This window comes from Micromonospora sp. URMC 103 (assembly GCF_051386435.1).
Taxonomy (GTDB): domain Bacteria; phylum Actinomycetota; class Actinomycetes; order Mycobacteriales; family Micromonosporaceae; genus Micromonospora.
The window spans coordinates 257,655-273,506 of record NZ_JBPQTR010000003.1 but is presented as its reverse complement, the minus strand read 5'-3'; the positions used below and the strand labels follow the sequence as shown (position 1 = coordinate 273,506).

The following is a 15,852-nucleotide window of genomic DNA, read 5'->3' as shown; positions in this document are numbered from 1 at the left end:
GGCGTCAGCCGTAGTAGCGGCGTAGTTCCCGGTTGAGCACCTTGCCGGTGGCGTTGCGCGGCAGGTACTTGACGAACACCACGTCGCGCGGGACGGAGAAGCGGGCCAGGTAGTGCCGGACGTACTCGCGGACGGCGTCCGGGTCGAGCGTCTCGCCGGGGTGCAGGGCGAGGAACGCGGCGAGGCGCTGGCCGTACTCCGGGTCGGGTACGCCGATGACGGCCGCCTCGCGCACCTGCGGCAGCTGCGCGACCAGGTTCTCCACCTCGGACGGGAAGACGTTCTCCCCACCGGAGACGATCATGTCGTCGGCCCGGCCGTCGACGAACAGCAGCCCGTCGGCGGTGAGCCGGCCGAGGTCGCCGGTGTCGAGGAGACCGTCGAGGCTCTCCCGGCTCGCCCCGGAGGTGTAGCCCTCGAAGAGCATCTCGTTGCCCACGAAGATCCGGCCGACCTGGCCGTGCGGCACCGGCTGTCCTGCCGCGTCGAGGATGCTGAGCCGGGTGCCGTGCGGGGGACGGCCGGAGGTGGTGGGCGCCGCGCGCAGGTCGGCCGGGCCCGCGATGGACGCCCAGGAGACCTCGGTGGAGCCGTACAGGTTGTAGAGCACCTCGCCGTAGACGTCCATGAACCGGGGCGCCAGCCCGCCGGGCAGCGCCGAGCCGCTCACGGCCACGACCTTGAGCGGTGGTCGCGGGTCCGGCGGCGGCACCTCCATGAGCCGCTGCACCATCACGGGTACGGCGAAGAGCGCGTCGCACCGGTGCGTCACGAGCGCGGCCAGCGTGGCGGCCGGGTCGAACCGGCGGTGCAGCACGATGGTGGCCCGCAGCGCGAAGCAGACCTGGAGGGCGGCGAAGCCCCAGGTGTGGAAGATGGGGGCGGCGATCATCACCCGGTCCCGGGTGTGCAGCGGGATGCGGTCGATGATGGACACCAGCGGGCCGAAGCCGTTGGGTGTGGGCCGGCGCGCGCCCTTCGGCGCGCCCGTGGTGCCCGAGGTGAGCACGATGATCCGCCCGTCGCGCTCCGGCGGGTGCAGGTCTCCGGGGAGCGCCCCGGCCACCAGCTCCTCCCGGGCGCGTTCGTCGAGGCGTGGCAGGTCGGCCGGGAGGCCCACGACCCGCTCGGCGAACTCGTCGTCGTGCACCAGCACCCGCAGCCGCTGCTCCTCGGCGACGGTGGCCAGCTGCGCGGCGGAGAGCCCGGTGTTGACGAGCACGGCGTCGACGCCGAGCAGCGTGGCGGCCACCACCGTCTCGATGAGACCGTGGTGGTTGCGGCAGAGCGCGCCGATGCGGTCGCCGGCCTGGACACCGAACCCGGCCCGCAACGCCCGGGCCATCCGCTCGGCACGGTCGAGCAGCTCCTGGTAGGTCAGCTCGGTGCCGTGCTCGTCGATGATCGCCGTCCGGCCCGGGTCGCGGGCGGCGGCCTGTCGCAGCTCGCCGGCGAGGCTCCAGCCCCACCGCCGCAGCGCGTTCAGCTGCGAGGCGACGCGGATGGGCCGGCCCGGGCTGAGCAGCCCGCGGCGGGTCAGTGTGGTGACGACGAAGGGCAGGTCCATGCCGCAGACCTCCTGTCCGGTGGTGCGTGGACGGAGCGAGGGAGCTGCCGTCCGTCGGGCCTCTGCCTTTGATCATGCATGTGGCGCGTTCCGGGGCCCAGCCGGCGGCGGCGCCACGTGACGAACTTGGCGCGGATCGTGCGATCCGGGCCGCACCGCCGCCCGGAGCCGCCGGGACGCCGACCGCAGACGCACGCCGACCACAAGCGCACGCCGACCGCAAGCGCACGCCGGCCGGAAACCGGAGCCGGACGCCGCCCGCAAGCCCACGCCGGCCGGAAACCGGAGCCGGACGCCGCCCGGGAGCCGGACGCCGCCCGGGAGCCGGACGCCGCCGGCGAGCCGGACGCCGCCCGCGAGCTGGACGCCGGCCCGGAGAGCCGCCCCGGGCCGGCGTCGTCGGTGGCCGGGCTGGTCAGCGGATCTGCGCTCCGGAGATCGCCCGTGAGATGACCAGCCGCTGGATCTCCGAGGTGCCCTCGAAGATCGTGTAGATCTTCGCGTCCCGGTACCAGCGCTCGACCGGGTGGTCACGCAGGAACCCGGCGCCGCCGAGGAGCTGCACGGCCTTCTCGGTGACGGAGACGGCCACCTCGCCGGCCTTCAGCTTGGACATCGAGCCCTCGCCGGCCGTGAACGGCCGGTTGTTGCGGCCCATCCAGGACGCCCGCCACACGAGCAGCCGAGCCGCGTCGATCTCGGTCTTCATGTCGGCCAGCGCGAACGCGACCGCCTGGTTCTCGATGATCGGCCGTCCGAACTGGACGCGCTCCTTCGCGTAGTCCAGGGCGTACTCGTAGGCGGCGCGGGCCACGCCGAGCGCCTGCGCGCCGACGGTGGGCCGGGACAGCTCGAACGTGCGCATCGCGGCCTGTCCCGAGGCACGTTGGCCGGCGCGGGCCCGGGCCAACCGCTCGTCGAGGGCCTCCTTGCCGCCGAGCAGGCAGCGCCCCGGCACCCGTACGCCGTCGAGGAAGACGTCGGCGGTGTGCGACGCGCGCAGGCCCAGCTTGCGCAGCTTGCGGGTCGCGCTGAGCCCCGGCGTGCCGGGCGGTACGACGAACGCCGCCTGCCCACGGGACCCGAGTGACGGCTCGACGGAGGCGGTGACGACGTGCACCCCGGCGATGCCGCCGTTGGTGGCGTACGCCTTCTGCCCGTTGAGCACCCACTCGTCGGTGGCCTCGTCGTAGACGGCCCGGGTGCGCATGGCGCCGACGTCGGAGCCGGCCTCCGGTTCGGTGGTGCAGAAGGCGGCGACGGCGGGTTCGTCGACGTCGCCGAAGCACTGCGGCACCCATTCGACGAGCTGGTCGGGAGTGCCGGCGCCGTAGATGGCGGCCACCGCGAGCGAGGTGCCGAAGATGCCCAGGCCGATGCCCGCGTCACCCCAGAACAGTTCCTCGCTGGCGATCGGGAGGGAGAGTCCGGTGGGATCGGCCCAGCAGGTGGCGAGGAACTCGAAGCCGTAGAGGCCGACCTTCGCCGCCTCCTGGATGACGGGCCAGGGGGTCTCCTCCCGGGCGTCCCACTCGGCCGCGGCCGGGCGCACGACCTCGGCCGCGAAACCGTGCACCCAGTCGCGGAGATCCCGCTGTTCCTCGGACAGGTCGAGCGAGAACTCGGCCATGTCAGGCCTTGGGGATGTCGAACAGGTTGGCGATGTTGGCGGCCAGGCCGAGGTCACCCTTGGCCTTGAGCTTGCCGGTCATGAACATCATCACCGGGTTGGCGCCGCCGGACACGATCTTGAGGAACTCGACCGGGCCCATGGTGAGGGTGAGCTTCGGGTCCCGCTGCGGGGTCTCCGAGACGGTGCAGGTGCCGTTCTCGATGACGACCTCGTAGGTGTCACTGCCGCCGTCGGGGCGGCCGGTGATGGTCCAGTGGATGACCGCGTTGGTGGAGCCGGCGCGGTCGGCCCGGAACAGCGAAGGCATCCGGTTGAAGACCTCGCCGAGGACCTTGCCGCGCATGTCGCCGGACATCACCGCGGCGATCTTGTCGTCCGGGGTGGACTTGACCAGCTGGGCGAACTCCTTCGGGCCCACGTTGGCGAAGTTGGCCGGGTCGAAGTCAGACATGGGGAAACACCTTCCGGGCCGTATTGGTTACTCCGGCGTAACCTTACGCACGAGTAGGTATGCTCGCAAGGTGTCCAGCGCACCCACGTTCAAGCGCCTGCCCCGGGCCGTACGCGAGCAGCAGATGCTCGACGCCGCCGTCCGGGTCTTCTCCCGGCGTGGCTTCCACGCGGCGAGCATGGACGAGATCGCCGAGGACGCCGGCATCTCCAAGCCCATGGTCTACGCGTACCTCGGCACGAAGGAGGAGCTCTTCGTCGCGTGCCTGCACCGCGAGGGGACCCGCATGATGCAGGCGATCGCCGGCGCCGCGGCGCCGGACCTGCCCGCCGACGAGCGGCTCTGGCGGGGTCTGCGCGCGTTCTTCGGCTTCGTGGGCGCGCACCGCGACGGCTGGGCGGTGCTCTACCGGCAGGCCCGCGGCGAGCAGCCCTTCGCCGGTGAGCTGGCCACCATGCGGGCCCGGCTCGTCGAGGTGGTCGCCGGGATGCTCGACCACGCGCTGCGCGCCGAGGGGCGCGAGGTCGCCGGCACCGATCTCGAAGTGGTCGCGTACGCCCTCGTGGGCGCGAGTGAGTCGCTGGCCGACTGGCTCGCCGACCACCCCGACGCGGACCCGGAGAAGACGGCGACCCGGATGATGAACGTGGCCTGGCTCGGCGCCGGCCAACTGCTGCACGGCGTCACCTGGCGCCCGCCCGCGGGCTGACCGGCCCGACACGTCACCGCGCCACCCCCGGCGACCGCTCGGCCGCCGTCCGGACCGGCCGCGCGGGCTTCCGGCGCCGCCGGCGCAGGCTGCGTACGCCCTCCACCACGACGGTGACCGCCAGCGCCAGACCGAGACCGAACAGCAGACCGCGCAGCGGATCCTGCTCGAACGCGAGCCCGCCCAGGTATCCGACGAGCGCCGAGTAGAGCCCCCAGGAGCTCGCGGCGAGCGCGTCGAACGCGAGAAAGCGGCGGCGCGGGTAGGCGACCGCGCCCATGGTGAGCGTGACGGCCGTCCGCCCGCCCGGGACGTAGCGGGCGACGGTCAGGATCAGCCCGCCCCGCAGGGCGATGCCCCGTCGGGCCCACTCGACGCCGGCCCGCCGCCGCCCGCCCGCCGGCAGCCGGCCGAGCAGCCGGGACCCGCCGGCCCGCCCGAGGGCGTACGACACGTGGTCGCCGACCAGCGCGCCGGCCGCGGCCACCACGATCACCGCCGGAAGGTACGGGGCGCCGGAGGCGGCGAACACCCCGGCGGTGATCACCGCGGTCTCGCTCGGCACGACGGGGAAGAACCCGTCGAGCACGGCGATCGCGAAGATGGCCAGGTACACCCAGGGTGAGGTCATCGTCTGGTGCAGCAGGTCGAGCAGATCCATGATCCCGATGCTGGTACCGGGCTCCGGTCCTGCCATCGGCCCTTGGTGAGCCCGGACCTGTGACTTTCGTAGCGGACGGCCCCGAGGCGACTCGGGGACATTCCCCAACCGACCCGGGACCCTTGCTCCGCGGGTACCCCGGGCGACGGTCGGATCCTAGGCTCGGCTCGTGGCCTCCAGCGCCGTCGTGCTCCGGCGGGTCGTCGACCGGTACGCGCCGCCGGTCGCCGCCGTGGTCGTCGCCGCCGCCGTCCTGGCGTCCGGCACGGGGGCGTTCGGCGTCCGCTCGCCGCTGCCCACCGGCCTGCTGCTGGTGATCGCGGTGGCGTCGGGCTGGGCGGTCGCCACCGTCCGGACGCGCCGCTGGCCGTTGTTCCTCGCGGCCGCCCTGGGCTGGCTCGTGCTCGCGGCGTGGCCGGCCGGGCTGGTCGCCTCGTACCAGGCGGGGCTGCGCCTCCGGGACCGGCGCCGGCTGACGGCATACCTCGTGGGCGCCGCCCTCGTGATGGCCGCCGGGGTCCTCGTCGGGCTGGCGACGGGCGGGCTGCGGCGGATCACCACGGCCACCCCGGCCAACGCGGCGGCCACCGCCGCGTGGCTGGTCGCGTTCCCGCTGGTCGCCGGGCTCCTCGTGCGGTCCCGACGGGACGTGTTCGCCGCCCTGCGGGACCGGGCCGAACGCCTGGAACGGGAGCAGGAGGAGCGCGCCGAGCGGGTGCGCGCCGAGGAGCGGGCCCGGATCGCCCGGGAGATGCACGACGTGGTGGCGCACCGGGTGTCGCTCATGGTCGTGCACGCGGGCGCGTTGGAGGTCACCGCCACCGAACCGGCGACGGTCGAGGCGGCCGCGCTGATCCGGTCGACCGGGCGGCAGGCGCTCACCGACCTGCGGGACGTGCTCGGCGTGCTGCGCCAGCCCACCCCGGCCGGGTCGGGCGCACCGGAATACGGGGACGACCTGCTCGACGGGTTGGACGAGCTGATCCGCGAGTCCCGGGCCGCCGGCCTGCGGGTCCGGCGGCGGGACGAGGGGAGCCCACGTCCACTGCCGGCGACCGTGGCCCGCACGGTGCACCGGGTGGTCCGGGAGGCCCTGACCAACGTACGCAAGCATGCCCCGCGGGCCGAGACGGCGGTCTGCCTGCGCTACCTGCCGGACGGGGTGGAGGTCGCGGTCCACAACACGGCGCCGGGGCCGCCCGGCGCGGGCTCGGCGTCTCCCGGCGGCGGTCTCGGCCTGCCCGGCGCGGGGCTGGGCCTGCTCGGTCTGCGCGAGCGGGTGGAACTGCTCGGCGGCCGGTTGGAGGCCGGCCCGGCGGATGGCGGATTCCTGGTCCGAGCCCTGATACCCGTGCCGGAGGCGCCGTGATCCGGGTCCTGGTCGTCGACGACGAGCACCTGGTGCGCTCGGGGCTGCGGCTGATCCTCGAGGCGGCGCCGGACATCACGGTGGTGGGCGAGGCGACCGACGGCGGCGAGGCGCTGGTCGAGACCCGCCGGCTCCGGCCCGACGTGGTGCTGCTCGACGTACGCATGCCGGGCACCGACGGCCTGACCGCCGCGCCGGATGTGGTGGCCGCCGGGCCCAAGGTCGTCATGCTGACCACGTTCGACCTCGACGAGTACGTGCACGAGGCCCTGCGCGCCGGAGCGGTGGGCTTCCTGCTGAAGGACACCCCGCCCCGGGAGCTGACCGCCGCGGTGCGGACGGTGGCCGGGGGAAACGCCATGCTCGCCCCGACGGTGACCCGGCGCCTGATCACCTCGTTCGCTGAACGCGGCCCGGCCCGGCGCGAGGCGGCCCGCCGCCGGCTCGACCTGCTCACCGGCCGCGAGCGGGAGATCGTCCGCGAGGTGGCGCGCGGGCACGCCAACGGCGAGATCGCCCGCCGGCTCAGCATGAGCGAGGCCACCGTGAAGGCGCACGTCAGCCGCGCCATGGCCAAGCTCCAGCTCACCAACCGCGTACAGGTGGCGATCCTCGTACACGACGCCGACCTGCTCTGACTGGTCCGGGCCCCTTGCGGTGATCATGAAGTTGTCGTCACGCGCCTCGGCGTGTCGCGCCGAAAACTTCATGATCAACCAGCGAAGGGGGGTCCGGAGGGGGGCCGGTGGGCGCGGGCTCGGGCTCGGCGGCGTAGGGCGCGGACGGCTTCGATGGCCAGGGTGATGGCGATGGCCAGGCCCACGCCGGCCACCACGCCCTTGATGGGGTCGCGCTCGAAGGCGAGGCCGCCGAAGTAGCCGAGCAGGCCGCAGTAGAGACCCCATGTGGTGGTCGCGATCGCGTCGAAGAGCAGGAACGACCGGCGCGGGTAGCGGACGGCGCCCATGGTGAGCGTGACGGCGGTCCGTCCGCCCGGGATGTACCGCGCGGTGGTCAGGATGAGCCCGCCACGCTGGTCCACGGCCCGCCGGGCCCACTCCGTCCCGGCCCGCCGCCGACTCCGCTGCGGTAGGCGGGCCAGCCGGCGGGACCCGCCGCCGCGGCCGATGGCGTACGAGATGTGGTCGCCGGTCAACGCGCCGAGGGCGGCTGCCGCGATCACGCCGATGAGGTTGGGGTGACCGCCGTCGGCCGAGAGGACCGCCGCCGTGATGACCGCCGCCTCGCCGGGGATCGCCGGGAAGAACCCGTCGATGGCCGTGGCCACGAAGAGCACGGCGTACACCCACGGCGAGGTGACCGTCTCCCGGAGCAGGTCGAGCACGGCGTCCATGCCCTCATGCTGCTGGGCAGGATGTCGGAAAGGGCCCCTTCCTCCAAATAGCGGCGTCCGGGGCCCCGACGTCAGCGCACCGTGCCCGTCAGGTGGGGACGCAGGCCGCGGGCGTCGTGCAGGGCGAAGTCCCAGCCCCCGTCCGCCGGGGTGGCGCCGAACGCGACCGTGCCGGGCAGCGGCACCGGCAGCTTGAACGCCACCGACACGGTGTACGCCTCGGGCAGCCGGTTCTCCAGCGCGGCCAGGCAGCGGGCCTTGCTCGACATGCCGTGCGCGATGGGGCGCGGGAACCCGAACAGCCGCGCCCCGAGCCGCGAGGTGTGGATCGGGTTGTGGTCGCCGGAGACCCGCGCGTAGTCGGTGCCGACGCGCGGCGTGAGCCGCCAGGTGGCCGAGGTGGCCGGCGCCGGTGGGCTCGCACCCCGGTCGCGCCGCTCACCGCCGCCGCCACGCCGCTCCCGGCTGAGGTACGTCGAGACGCCCCGCCACACCTCCTCCCCGCCGACCGACCCGACGAGCACCACGTCGAGCTGCCGCCCCCGGTCGTGGGGGCGCAGGTTCTCCGCGTACGCGGTGAAGTCGAGCGTCTCGCCCGTGGCGACCGGCCGGCGCACGGTGATCCGGTTCGCCACGTGCACCACGCCGGTCAGCGGGACCGGGAACCCCGGCGCGGTCATGAGGCGCAGCGCCAGCGGGAAGCCCATGACGTGCGGGTACGTGGCCGGCAACCGGTCGGCGAGCCGGAACCCGCACACCCGGTCGTAGTCGGCCAGGTGGTCGAGGTCGACGGGCACCCCGGAAACGGTGAGCCGGACCGGCGGCGGCTCGGCCGCTCGCCGGCCTCCGACGCCGGGCAGCGCGCCGGCGAGCGCGCGACGGTAGAGCGCGCCGGCCGCCGGCATCCGGGGCAGCTCGACGGTGGTGCGGCCGTCGGTGGCCGACTCCGGTGCGGTGGTGGAGGGCTCGGTCATCTCACGCCCCCAGCAGGCTCTGGCCGCAGACCCGGACCACGTTCCCGCTGACCGCGCCGCTCGCCGGCCAGGCGAGCCAGCCGATCGTCTCGGCGACGTCCACCGGCAGGCCGCCCTGGGCCATGCTGTTCATCCGGCGGCCGGCCTCCCGGATCACCAGCGGGATCCGGGCGGTGAGCCGGGTCTCGATGAACCCCGGGGCCACGGCGTTCACGCTGATTCCACGTGCGCGCAGGGCCGGGGCCAGCGAGTCGACCAGACCGATGACGCCGGCCTTGCTGGTGGCGTAGTTGGTCTGACCGCGGTTGCCGGCGATCCCGGCGATCGAGGAGACCGAGACGATCCGCCCGCCGGAGGGGATCAGCTCCCGTTCCAGCAGGACGTCGTCGATCCGCTCCTGGCTGGACAGGTTGACGTCGATGACCTGGTCCCACCGGTCGGCGTCCATCCGGCCGAGCGTCTTGTCCCGGGTGATGCCGGCGTTGTGCACGACCACGTCGACGCGCCCGTGCCGGCTCGCCAGGTGGTCGGCGAGCCGGGTCGGTGCGTCCGGCGCGGTCAGGTCGAGCTGTACGGCCGTGCCGCCGATCTCGTTCACCACGGCGGCCAGCGCGTCGCCCGCGGCCGGCACGTCCAGCGCCACGACCCGCGCGCCGTCGCGGGCGAGCACCCGGGCCAGCGCCGCGCCGATGCCCCGGGCCGCCCCGGTGACCAGGGCGACCTGGCCGTCGAGCGGACGCTCCCAGTCGGCCGGCGCGGTGGCCTGGCCGGCGCCGATCCGGATCACCTGCCCGGAGACGTACGCCGACCGGCCGGACAGGAGGAAACGCAGCGTGGCTTCCAGGCTGGTGAGCGTGCCGGCGTCGCCGTCGCGGGTGACGTAGACGAGCTGGGCCGTGACGCCCCGGCCGAACTCCTTGCCGATGCTGCGGGTGAGCCCTTCGAGGGCCCGCTGGGCAGTGGCCTCGCGCGGCGAGGCGCACTCGGCGGGCGGGGTGCCGAGCACGACGACCCGTCCGCTCGGCACCACGGACCGGGCCGAGGGGTGGAAGAAGTCGTAGAGCTGGCGCAGCCCGGTCGAGTCGGTGATCCCGGTGGCGTCGTACACCAGGGCGCCGAAACGGGCCTCGGGCTCGACGGCGCCGGGATCGCGCAGCTCGAGCCCGGCGTCGGTCAGCAGCTTGCCGACCGGCTCGGCGAGGCGGCCGCCGGTGGCCGCGCCGAGCAGGACGGGCCCGGGGAGGAGCGGGTCGCCGGGGCGGTGCCGGCGCAGTCGCGGCGGGTCGGGCAGCCCGAGGCGCTTGACCAGCGCGCGGCCGGCCCCCGATTGGACGAAGCTCGCGTACCTGTCGGTCATAGGCGTAGCCTACTGGCGAGTAGGGTACGGGCAACACTTCCGAGGAGGCGGATCGTGCAGAGCATCCGGCGGGTGGCGGTCATCGGCGGCAACCGCATCCCCTTCGCCCGCTCCAACTCGCGTTACGCGAGCGCGTCCAACGCGGACATGCTCGGGGCGGCGCTGGACGGCCTGGTGGCCCGCTACGGCCTCGCCGGCCAGCGGGTCGGCGAGGTCGTGGCCGGGGCGGTGCTCAAGCACTCCCGCGACTTCAACCTGACCCGGGAGGTGGTGCTCGGGTCCCGGCTCGACCCGCACACCCCCGCGTACGACATCCAGCAGGCCTGCGGCACGGGCCTGGAGGCGGCGATCCTCGTCGCCAACAAGATCGCCCTCGGGCAGATCGACGTCGGCATCGCGGGCGGTGTCGACACCACCTCCGACGCCCCGCTCGCCATCAACGAGGACCTGCGCCGCACGCTGCTCAAGCTCAACAGCGCCCGTACGCTCGGCGAACGGCTCAGGGTCGCCGCCAAGCTGCGCCCGCTCCAGCCGTTCAAGCCGGAGATCCCGCGCAACGCCGAGCCGCGTACCGGCCTGTCGATGGGTGAGCACGCCGCCCGCACGGCCCTGCGGTGGAACGTCGACCGGCGGTCCCAGGACGAGCTGGCCCTCCGCTCGCACCAGCGGCTGGCCGCCGCGTACGACCGGGGTTTCTTCGACGACCTCGTGACCCCGTACCTCGGGCTGACCCGCGACCAGAATCTCCGCGCCGACACCAGCCTGGAGAAGCTCGGCGCGTTGAAGCCGGTCTTCGGTGCGCGCGGTGCGGACGCCGAGCGGGCCACCATGACCGCCGGCAACTCCTCGCCGCTCACCGACGGGGCGTCGACCGTGCTGCTCGCCTCCGAGGAGTGGGCCCGTGAGCACAGCCTTCCGGTGCTGGCCTGGTTCAGCTGGTCGGAGACGGCCGCCGTGGACTTCGTGCACGGCGACGAGGGGCTGCTCATGGCCCCCGCGTACGCCGTGCCCCGAATGCTGGCCCGGGCCGGGCTGACGCTGCAGGACTTCGACTTCTACGAGATCCACGAGGCGTTCGCCTCGCAGGTGCTGGCCACGCTCGCGGCCTGGGAGTCGCCGGAGTTCTGCAAGGAACGGCTCGGCCTCGACGCCCCGCTCGGCGCGATCGACCGCGACAAGCTGAACGTCAACGGCTCCTCGCTGGCGGCCGGGCACCCGTTCGCGGCGACCGGTGGCCGGATCGTGGCGACGCTCGCCAAGCTGCTCGCCGAGAAGGGCGGCGGGCGGGGGCTCATCTCGATCTGCGCGGCGGGCGGCCAGGGGGTCACGGCGATCCTGGAGCGCTGACCGGCCCGCCCCCGTCGCGTCGCCAGCCGGGCCGGCGCCCGGCTGGGCCGGCGGGCGCGCACGTCTGGGGCCGGCCGGTGGGAGCGGTCGGCGCGCACGGCTCGGGCCCGCTCGCGCGCATGGATCGGGCCGGCGGGATCGACCGGCCCGGAGTGCCGGACAATGGACGCGTGACGACGATCCCCAACGTGCTCGCCCACCGGTACGCCTCACCCGACCTGGTCGCCCTCTGGTCGCCGGAGGAGAAGATCCGCCTGGAGCGGCGGCTCTGGCTCGCCGTGCTGCGGGCGCAGCGTGACCTCGGGGTGCCGGTGCCCGACGGGGTGGTCGAGGCGTACGAGCGGGTGCTCGACCAGGTCGACCTGGGGTCGATCGCGGAGCGCGAGCGGGTCACCCGGCACGATGTGAAGGCCCGGATCGAGGAGTTCAGCGCCCTGGCCGGCCACGAGCACGTGCACAAGGGGATGACCTCCCGGGACCTCACCGAGAACGTCGAGCAGCTCCAGGTGCGCCGCTCGCTGGAGCTGATCCGTGACCGGGTGGTCGCCACGCTGGCCCGGCTTGCCTGGCACGCGCACGAGTACTCCGGCCTCGTGATGGCCGGCCGCTCGCACAACGTGGCGGCGCAGGCCACCACGCTGGGCAAGCGCTTCGCGTCGGCGGCCGAGGAACTGCTCATCGCGTACGAGCGGCTGGAGGACCTGATCGCCCGGTACCCGCTGCGGGGGATCAAGGGTCCGGTGGGCACGGCCGCCGACCAGCTCGACCTGTTCGACGGCGACGCGGAGAAGGTGGCCGAGCTGGAGCGGCGGGTGGCGGGTCACCTGGGCTTCTCGCGGGTGCTGGCCAGCGTGGGCCAGGTCTACCCGCGCTCGCTCGACTTCGACGTGCTCTCCGCGCTGGCCCAGGTCGCCGCCGGGCCGTCCTCGCTGGCCACCACGATTCGGCTCATGGTGGGCCAGGAGCTGGTGACCGAGGGCTTCAAGCCCGGTCAGGTGGGTTCCAGCGCCATGCCGCACAAGATGAACACCCGCTCCAGCGAGCGGGTCAACGGCTTCGCGGTGATCATCCGGGGTTACCTGTCGATGGTCGGCGAGCTGGCCGGCGACCAGTGGAACGAGGGAGACGTCTCCTGCTCGGTGGTCCGCCGGGTCGCCCTGCCCGACGCGTTCTTCGCCGCCGACGGGCTGTTCCAGACGTTCCTCACGGTGCTCGACGAGTTCGGCGCGTACCCGGCGGTGATCAACCGGGAGCTGGAGCGCTTCCTGCCCTTCCTGGCCACCACGAAGATCCTGGTGGCGGCGGTCCGCCGGGGTGTGGGCCGGGAGGTCGCCCACGAGGTGATCAAGGAGCACGCGGTGGCTGTGGCGCTCGGTATGCGGGAGAAGGGGGCGCTCGAGAACGACCTGTTCGATCGGCTCGCCGCCGACGGCCGGCTCGGGCTTAGCCGCGCCGAGATCGACGAGTTGGTGGCCGACCGGGCCGCCTTCGTCGGCGCCGCGCCCGCCCAGGTCCAGGCGGTCACCCGCCGTATCACCGAGATCGTGACCGCCCACCCCGAGGCGGCGGCCTACAGCCCGCCCCCGATCCTCTGACCCCGCATCCCCAACCGCCCTCCCGCCCCGCCGCGCCGACTTCGTCCCGCTGATCAAGAGCTTTGCGTCAGGTTCGATCTTCAACCTGACACAAACCTCTTGATCACCAGCGTCGGGGCGCCGGGCAGAGGGCGCGGGCGGTGGGGTCAGCCTTCGCGGGTCGGGGTTTCGGCGGCGGTGCGCAGGTTCGGGGCGCTCGCGGGTTCGGCGATGCCGCTCGGGCCGCTGGCGATCTCCGGGTCGTGCGCGGTCTCCGCGGCGACCAGCGGCTGGTCGGACGGCATGACGTCGGGCACCTTGGGTACGACGATCACCGCCGTGCCGTACGCGCAGATCTCCATCCACATCTCGCCGCAGTCCCGGCTGTCGAAGCGCATGCCGATCACGGCGTTCGCGCCGAGCCGCCGGGCCTCCTCCCCGAGGCGCGCCACCGAGTCGGTGCGCCACCGGGTGAGGTTGTCCGGCGCCATCGGGTCGTACGCGCCACCGCGCAGGTTCTTGACGCCCTCGCGGTACGGGTTCCGCGTCCTGGCCATCGATGACACCACCTCACCGAGGATCTGGCGGATCTCGTAGCCGGGCAGTTCGTCCGTCGTCACGACCAGCACACGTCCGATGCTGTCAGGGCGGACGCACCCCTAACGTGTGCATTGTTCACCTGATCGGATGCTGAAAAACGGCGCGGCGCGGACGGCCGGCACTCCGCCGACCATCCGCGCCTGCAGGGCGTTAACCGTCAGACACCGGCCACCGAGGTGATCCAGGAGCGGTTGTACGCCACACTGCCGTAGTTCTGGATGCTCTGGCCGTCGGCGGTCGACGCGACGCCGACCTGCCGGCCGTTGTAGAACTGCGGGCCACCCGAGTCACCCCGCCACGCGTTGCCGTTGATCCGCGTGCTGCGGATGGCCTGCCCGCCGTACGCGTCGGTGACGTTGGTGCTGGTCACCTGGACGTTGGCGGTCTTCAGCGTGGTGGACGCCGAGCAGCCGCTGTAGCAGGTCATGCCCCAGCCGTAGATCGAGTTGGTCGACCCGACGGGCGGGTTGCTGGTGGCCAGCGTGACAGCCGAGGTGCTCACGGCGCTGGAGAGGCGCATGAGGGCCAGGTCGTAGCGGGTGTAGGTGGCGCTGACGGTGCGCGTCACCCCACCGGAGGTGCGGTTGACGCTGCCGACCCGCACCGACATGGTGCCGCTGATGCAGTGCCGGGCGGTGAGCACCCACTGCGGGGCGATCACGCTGCCGGAGCAGGTGAACGACCCGTTGCTCATGACCGCGGCCGCCCACGGGGCGGAGGAGACGGTGCTGCCGCCGATGATCGGCTGCGGGCCTTGCGGGGCGGCGGTGGCGCCCGAGGCGGCGCCGACGACGCCGACCAGCGCGGTGCTGACCGCCACGAGCAGGGAACGGATGCGCATGTGGGGCTCCTTCTGGAGGGTGGGCCCGGGTTCGCCGGGTCGGCTGCCGGTCGTCGGGCAGGGGTGACCCGTCGACCAGGGGCATCCATCGACGCCCGACGATGTACGGTAGGGGCTCTGAGATGTCGTTCACAAGAGTTTCATCGAAGCCCGTAAATGTTATCGGCAGCACGGGACCGCACCGTGGATCTTCCGGCGACGGTACCGGAGAAACCGGACGGATCGCCATGTCCGGCAACGAACGCGCATCGGGAACACAACGACTCCGCATCGGCCGCCCGGCCCCCCGTGCCGTCCATGTCGATCACTGTCTGAACCGGTCCGGCCGGTGCGGGCGAAGCCGTATCTGCCAGGTAGGCTGGCTGCGCTCGCCCCATGTGGGTCGGCACCCAACTGCGTACACAGTCAGGAGTGCCCAGTGCCTCGCGTCGTCGTCGACGTCATGCTCAAGCCCGAGATCCTCGATCCGCAGGGCCAGGCCGTCGCAAACGCGCTGCCGCGGCTCGGCGTCAGCGACGTCGCCTCCGTCCGGATCGGCAGGCGGATCGAGATCGAGTTCACCGGTGAACCGGACCTGGACCGCGCCCGGGAGATCGCCGACAAGCTGCTCGCCAACCCGGTCATCGAGGACTTCACCGTCCGCCTGGTCGAGGCCGACGAGCCCACGGGCGCCCGGTCGTGACCGCGCGGGTCGGAGTCGTCACCTTCCCCGGCTCGCTCGACGACGGGGACGCCGCCCGGGCGGTCCGGATCGCCGGCGCCGAGCCGGTCCGGCTCTGGCACGGTGACCCGTCGCTGCACGGGGTCGAGGCCGTCGTACTGCCCGGGGGCTTCTCGTACGGGGACTACCTGCGCTGCGGCGCCATCGCCCGGTTCGCCCCCGTGATGGAGTCGATCGTCGACGCGGCCCGCGGCGGGCTGCCGGTGCTCGGCATCTGCAACGGCTTCCAGATCCTCTGCGAGGCCCACCTGCTGCCTGGCGCGCTCACCCGCAACCAGCACCTGCACTTCCGCAACCGGGACCAGTTCCTGCGCATCGAGACGGTCGGCACCGCCTGGACCAACGCGTTCCAGCCCGGCCAGGAGGTGCTGATTCCGGTCAAGAACGGCGAGGGCTGCTACGTGGCCGACCCCGCCACGCTCGACCAGCTCGAGGCCGAGGGCCGGGTCGTGGCCCGCTACATCGGCGGCAACCCGAACGGTTCGCAGCGCGACATCGCCGCGATCACCAACGAGGCCGGGAACGTGGTGGGCATCATGCCGCACCCCGAGCACGCGGTGGAGGCACTCACCGGCCCCTCGCTGGACGGCCTCGGCTTCTTCACCTCGGTCCTCAAGCACCTGGTGGGGGCGCCGGCGTGAGCGTGGTGACCGGCGGCGACAGGATCATCGGTCAGCTCGACCGCCCGGCGGGC

The 15,852-nt window shown here is 73.4% G+C and carries 16 protein-coding genes; 7 read left to right on the top strand and 9 right to left on the bottom strand.

The window, feature by feature from the left end; genetic code table 11:
• Positions 1-4: 4 nt before the first annotated feature.
• From ACSNOA_RS01650 to ACSNOA_RS01640, 3 genes are all read right to left on the bottom strand, one after another.
• Positions 5-1,567: an AMP-binding protein gene (locus ACSNOA_RS01650; RefSeq protein ID WP_436655473.1), complete on the bottom strand. Its 1,563-nt coding sequence runs from the start codon at positions 1,565-1,567 to the stop codon at positions 5-7.
• A gap of 415 nt (positions 1,568-1,982) precedes the next feature.
• Positions 1,983-3,197, bottom strand: coding sequence for an acyl-CoA dehydrogenase family protein (locus ACSNOA_RS01645; protein ID WP_436655471.1), 1,215 nt, complete (start codon positions 3,195-3,197; stop codon positions 1,983-1,985).
• A 1-nt stretch (position 3,198) separates the two neighbouring features.
• Complete coding sequence (locus tag ACSNOA_RS01640) at positions 3,199-3,651, bottom strand: SCP2 sterol-binding domain-containing protein (RefSeq protein ID WP_436655469.1); 453 nt, start codon at positions 3,649-3,651, stop codon at positions 3,199-3,201.
• Between the two features lie 70 nt (positions 3,652-3,721).
• Here ACSNOA_RS01640 and ACSNOA_RS01635 point away from each other — a divergent pair, with 70 nt between their 5' ends.
• Positions 3,722-4,360, top strand: a complete 639-nt coding sequence (locus ACSNOA_RS01635) for a TetR/AcrR family transcriptional regulator (protein ID WP_436655467.1) — start codon at positions 3,722-3,724, stop codon at positions 4,358-4,360.
• A 13-nt stretch (positions 4,361-4,373) separates the two neighbouring features.
• Here ACSNOA_RS01635 and ACSNOA_RS01630 read toward each other — a convergent pair whose 3' ends face one another.
• Positions 4,374-5,024 (bottom strand): DedA family protein, encoded by a 651-nt coding sequence (locus tag ACSNOA_RS01630; protein ID WP_436656182.1) that lies wholly within the window; start codon positions 5,022-5,024, stop codon positions 4,374-4,376.
• A 166-nt stretch (positions 5,025-5,190) separates the two neighbouring features.
• On the opposite strand from ACSNOA_RS01630, the gene ACSNOA_RS01625 reads away from it, so the two are divergent.
• Positions 5,191-6,390: a sensor histidine kinase gene (locus tag ACSNOA_RS01625; protein ID WP_436655465.1), complete on the top strand. Its 1,200-nt coding sequence runs from the start codon at positions 5,191-5,193 to the stop codon at positions 6,388-6,390.
• Positions 6,387-7,028, top strand: coding sequence for a response regulator (locus tag ACSNOA_RS01620; RefSeq protein WP_436655463.1), 642 nt, complete (start codon positions 6,387-6,389; stop codon positions 7,026-7,028). The genes ACSNOA_RS01625 and ACSNOA_RS01620 overlap by 4 nt, the downstream gene beginning before the upstream one ends.
• Positions 7,029-7,102: 74 nt before the next feature.
• On the opposite strand, the gene ACSNOA_RS01615 is transcribed toward ACSNOA_RS01620, so the two are convergent.
• From ACSNOA_RS01615 to ACSNOA_RS01605, 3 genes are all read right to left on the bottom strand, one after another.
• A complete protein-coding gene (locus tag ACSNOA_RS01615; protein ID WP_436655461.1) occupies positions 7,103-7,744 on the bottom strand; it encodes a DedA family protein in 642 nt (213 codons plus the stop codon).
• Between the two features lie 71 nt (positions 7,745-7,815).
• Positions 7,816-8,718: a MaoC/PaaZ C-terminal domain-containing protein gene (locus ACSNOA_RS01610; protein WP_436655459.1), complete on the bottom strand. Its 903-nt coding sequence runs from the start codon at positions 8,716-8,718 to the stop codon at positions 7,816-7,818.
• A gap of 1 nt (position 8,719) precedes the next feature.
• Positions 8,720-10,075 carry a 3-oxoacyl-ACP reductase gene (locus tag ACSNOA_RS01605; protein ID WP_436655457.1) on the bottom strand — a complete coding sequence of 452 codons (1,356 nt, stop codon included), beginning with the start codon at positions 10,073-10,075 and terminating at the stop codon, positions 8,720-8,722.
• 54 nt (positions 10,076-10,129) lie between these two features.
• On the opposite strand from ACSNOA_RS01605, the gene ACSNOA_RS01600 reads away from it, so the two are divergent.
• Entirely contained in the window at positions 10,130-11,422 is a 1,293-nt protein-coding gene (locus ACSNOA_RS01600) for an acetyl-CoA C-acetyltransferase (protein WP_436655456.1), read from the top strand.
• A 170-nt stretch (positions 11,423-11,592) separates the two neighbouring features.
• On the top strand, positions 11,593-13,017 hold the full coding sequence (purB, locus tag ACSNOA_RS01595; RefSeq protein ID WP_436655454.1) for an adenylosuccinate lyase: 1,425 nt from the start codon (positions 11,593-11,595) through the stop codon (positions 13,015-13,017).
• Between the two features lie 146 nt (positions 13,018-13,163).
• Here purB and ACSNOA_RS01590 read toward each other — a convergent pair whose 3' ends face one another.
• Positions 13,164-13,625: a YbjQ family protein gene (locus ACSNOA_RS01590; RefSeq protein WP_436655452.1), complete on the bottom strand. Its 462-nt coding sequence runs from the start codon at positions 13,623-13,625 to the stop codon at positions 13,164-13,166.
• Positions 13,626-13,753: 128 nt separating this feature from the next.
• Entirely contained in the window at positions 13,754-14,437 is a 684-nt protein-coding gene (locus ACSNOA_RS01585) for a S1 family peptidase (RefSeq protein ID WP_436655450.1), read from the bottom strand.
• Between the two features lie 418 nt (positions 14,438-14,855).
• On the opposite strand from ACSNOA_RS01585, the gene purS reads away from it, so the two are divergent.
• Entirely contained in the window at positions 14,856-15,119 is a 264-nt protein-coding gene (gene purS / locus ACSNOA_RS01580; RefSeq protein ID WP_436655448.1) for a phosphoribosylformylglycinamidine synthase subunit PurS, read from the top strand.
• Positions 15,116-15,799 carry a phosphoribosylformylglycinamidine synthase subunit PurQ gene (purQ, locus tag ACSNOA_RS01575; RefSeq protein WP_436655445.1) on the top strand — a complete coding sequence of 228 codons (684 nt, stop codon included), beginning with the start codon at positions 15,116-15,118 and terminating at the stop codon, positions 15,797-15,799. The genes purS and purQ overlap by 4 nt, the downstream gene beginning before the upstream one ends.
• Positions 15,800-15,852 lie beyond the last annotated feature (53 nt).

Excerpts from the sequence above, each read along its gene's own strand:
- ACSNOA_RS01650 (WP_436655473.1), bottom strand. The coding sequence starts at position 1,567 with ATGGACCTGCCCTTCGTCGTCACCACACTGACCCGCCGCGGGCTGCTC.
- ACSNOA_RS01645 (WP_436655471.1), bottom strand. The coding sequence starts at position 3,197 with ATGGCCGAGTTCTCGCTCGACCTGTCCGAGGAACAGCGGGATCTCCGC.
- ACSNOA_RS01640 (WP_436655469.1), bottom strand. The coding sequence starts at position 3,651 with ATGTCTGACTTCGACCCGGCCAACTTCGCCAACGTGGGCCCGAAGGAG.
- ACSNOA_RS01615 (WP_436655461.1), bottom strand. The coding sequence starts at position 7,744 with ATGGACGCCGTGCTCGACCTGCTCCGGGAGACGGTCACCTCGCCGTGG.
- ACSNOA_RS01610 (WP_436655459.1), bottom strand. The coding sequence starts at position 8,718 with ATGACCGAGCCCTCCACCACCGCACCGGAGTCGGCCACCGACGGCCGC.
- ACSNOA_RS01605 (WP_436655457.1), bottom strand. The coding sequence starts at position 10,075 with ATGACCGACAGGTACGCGAGCTTCGTCCAATCGGGGGCCGGCCGCGCG.
- ACSNOA_RS01585 (WP_436655450.1), bottom strand. The coding sequence starts at position 14,437 with ATGCGCATCCGTTCCCTGCTCGTGGCGGTCAGCACCGCGCTGGTCGGC.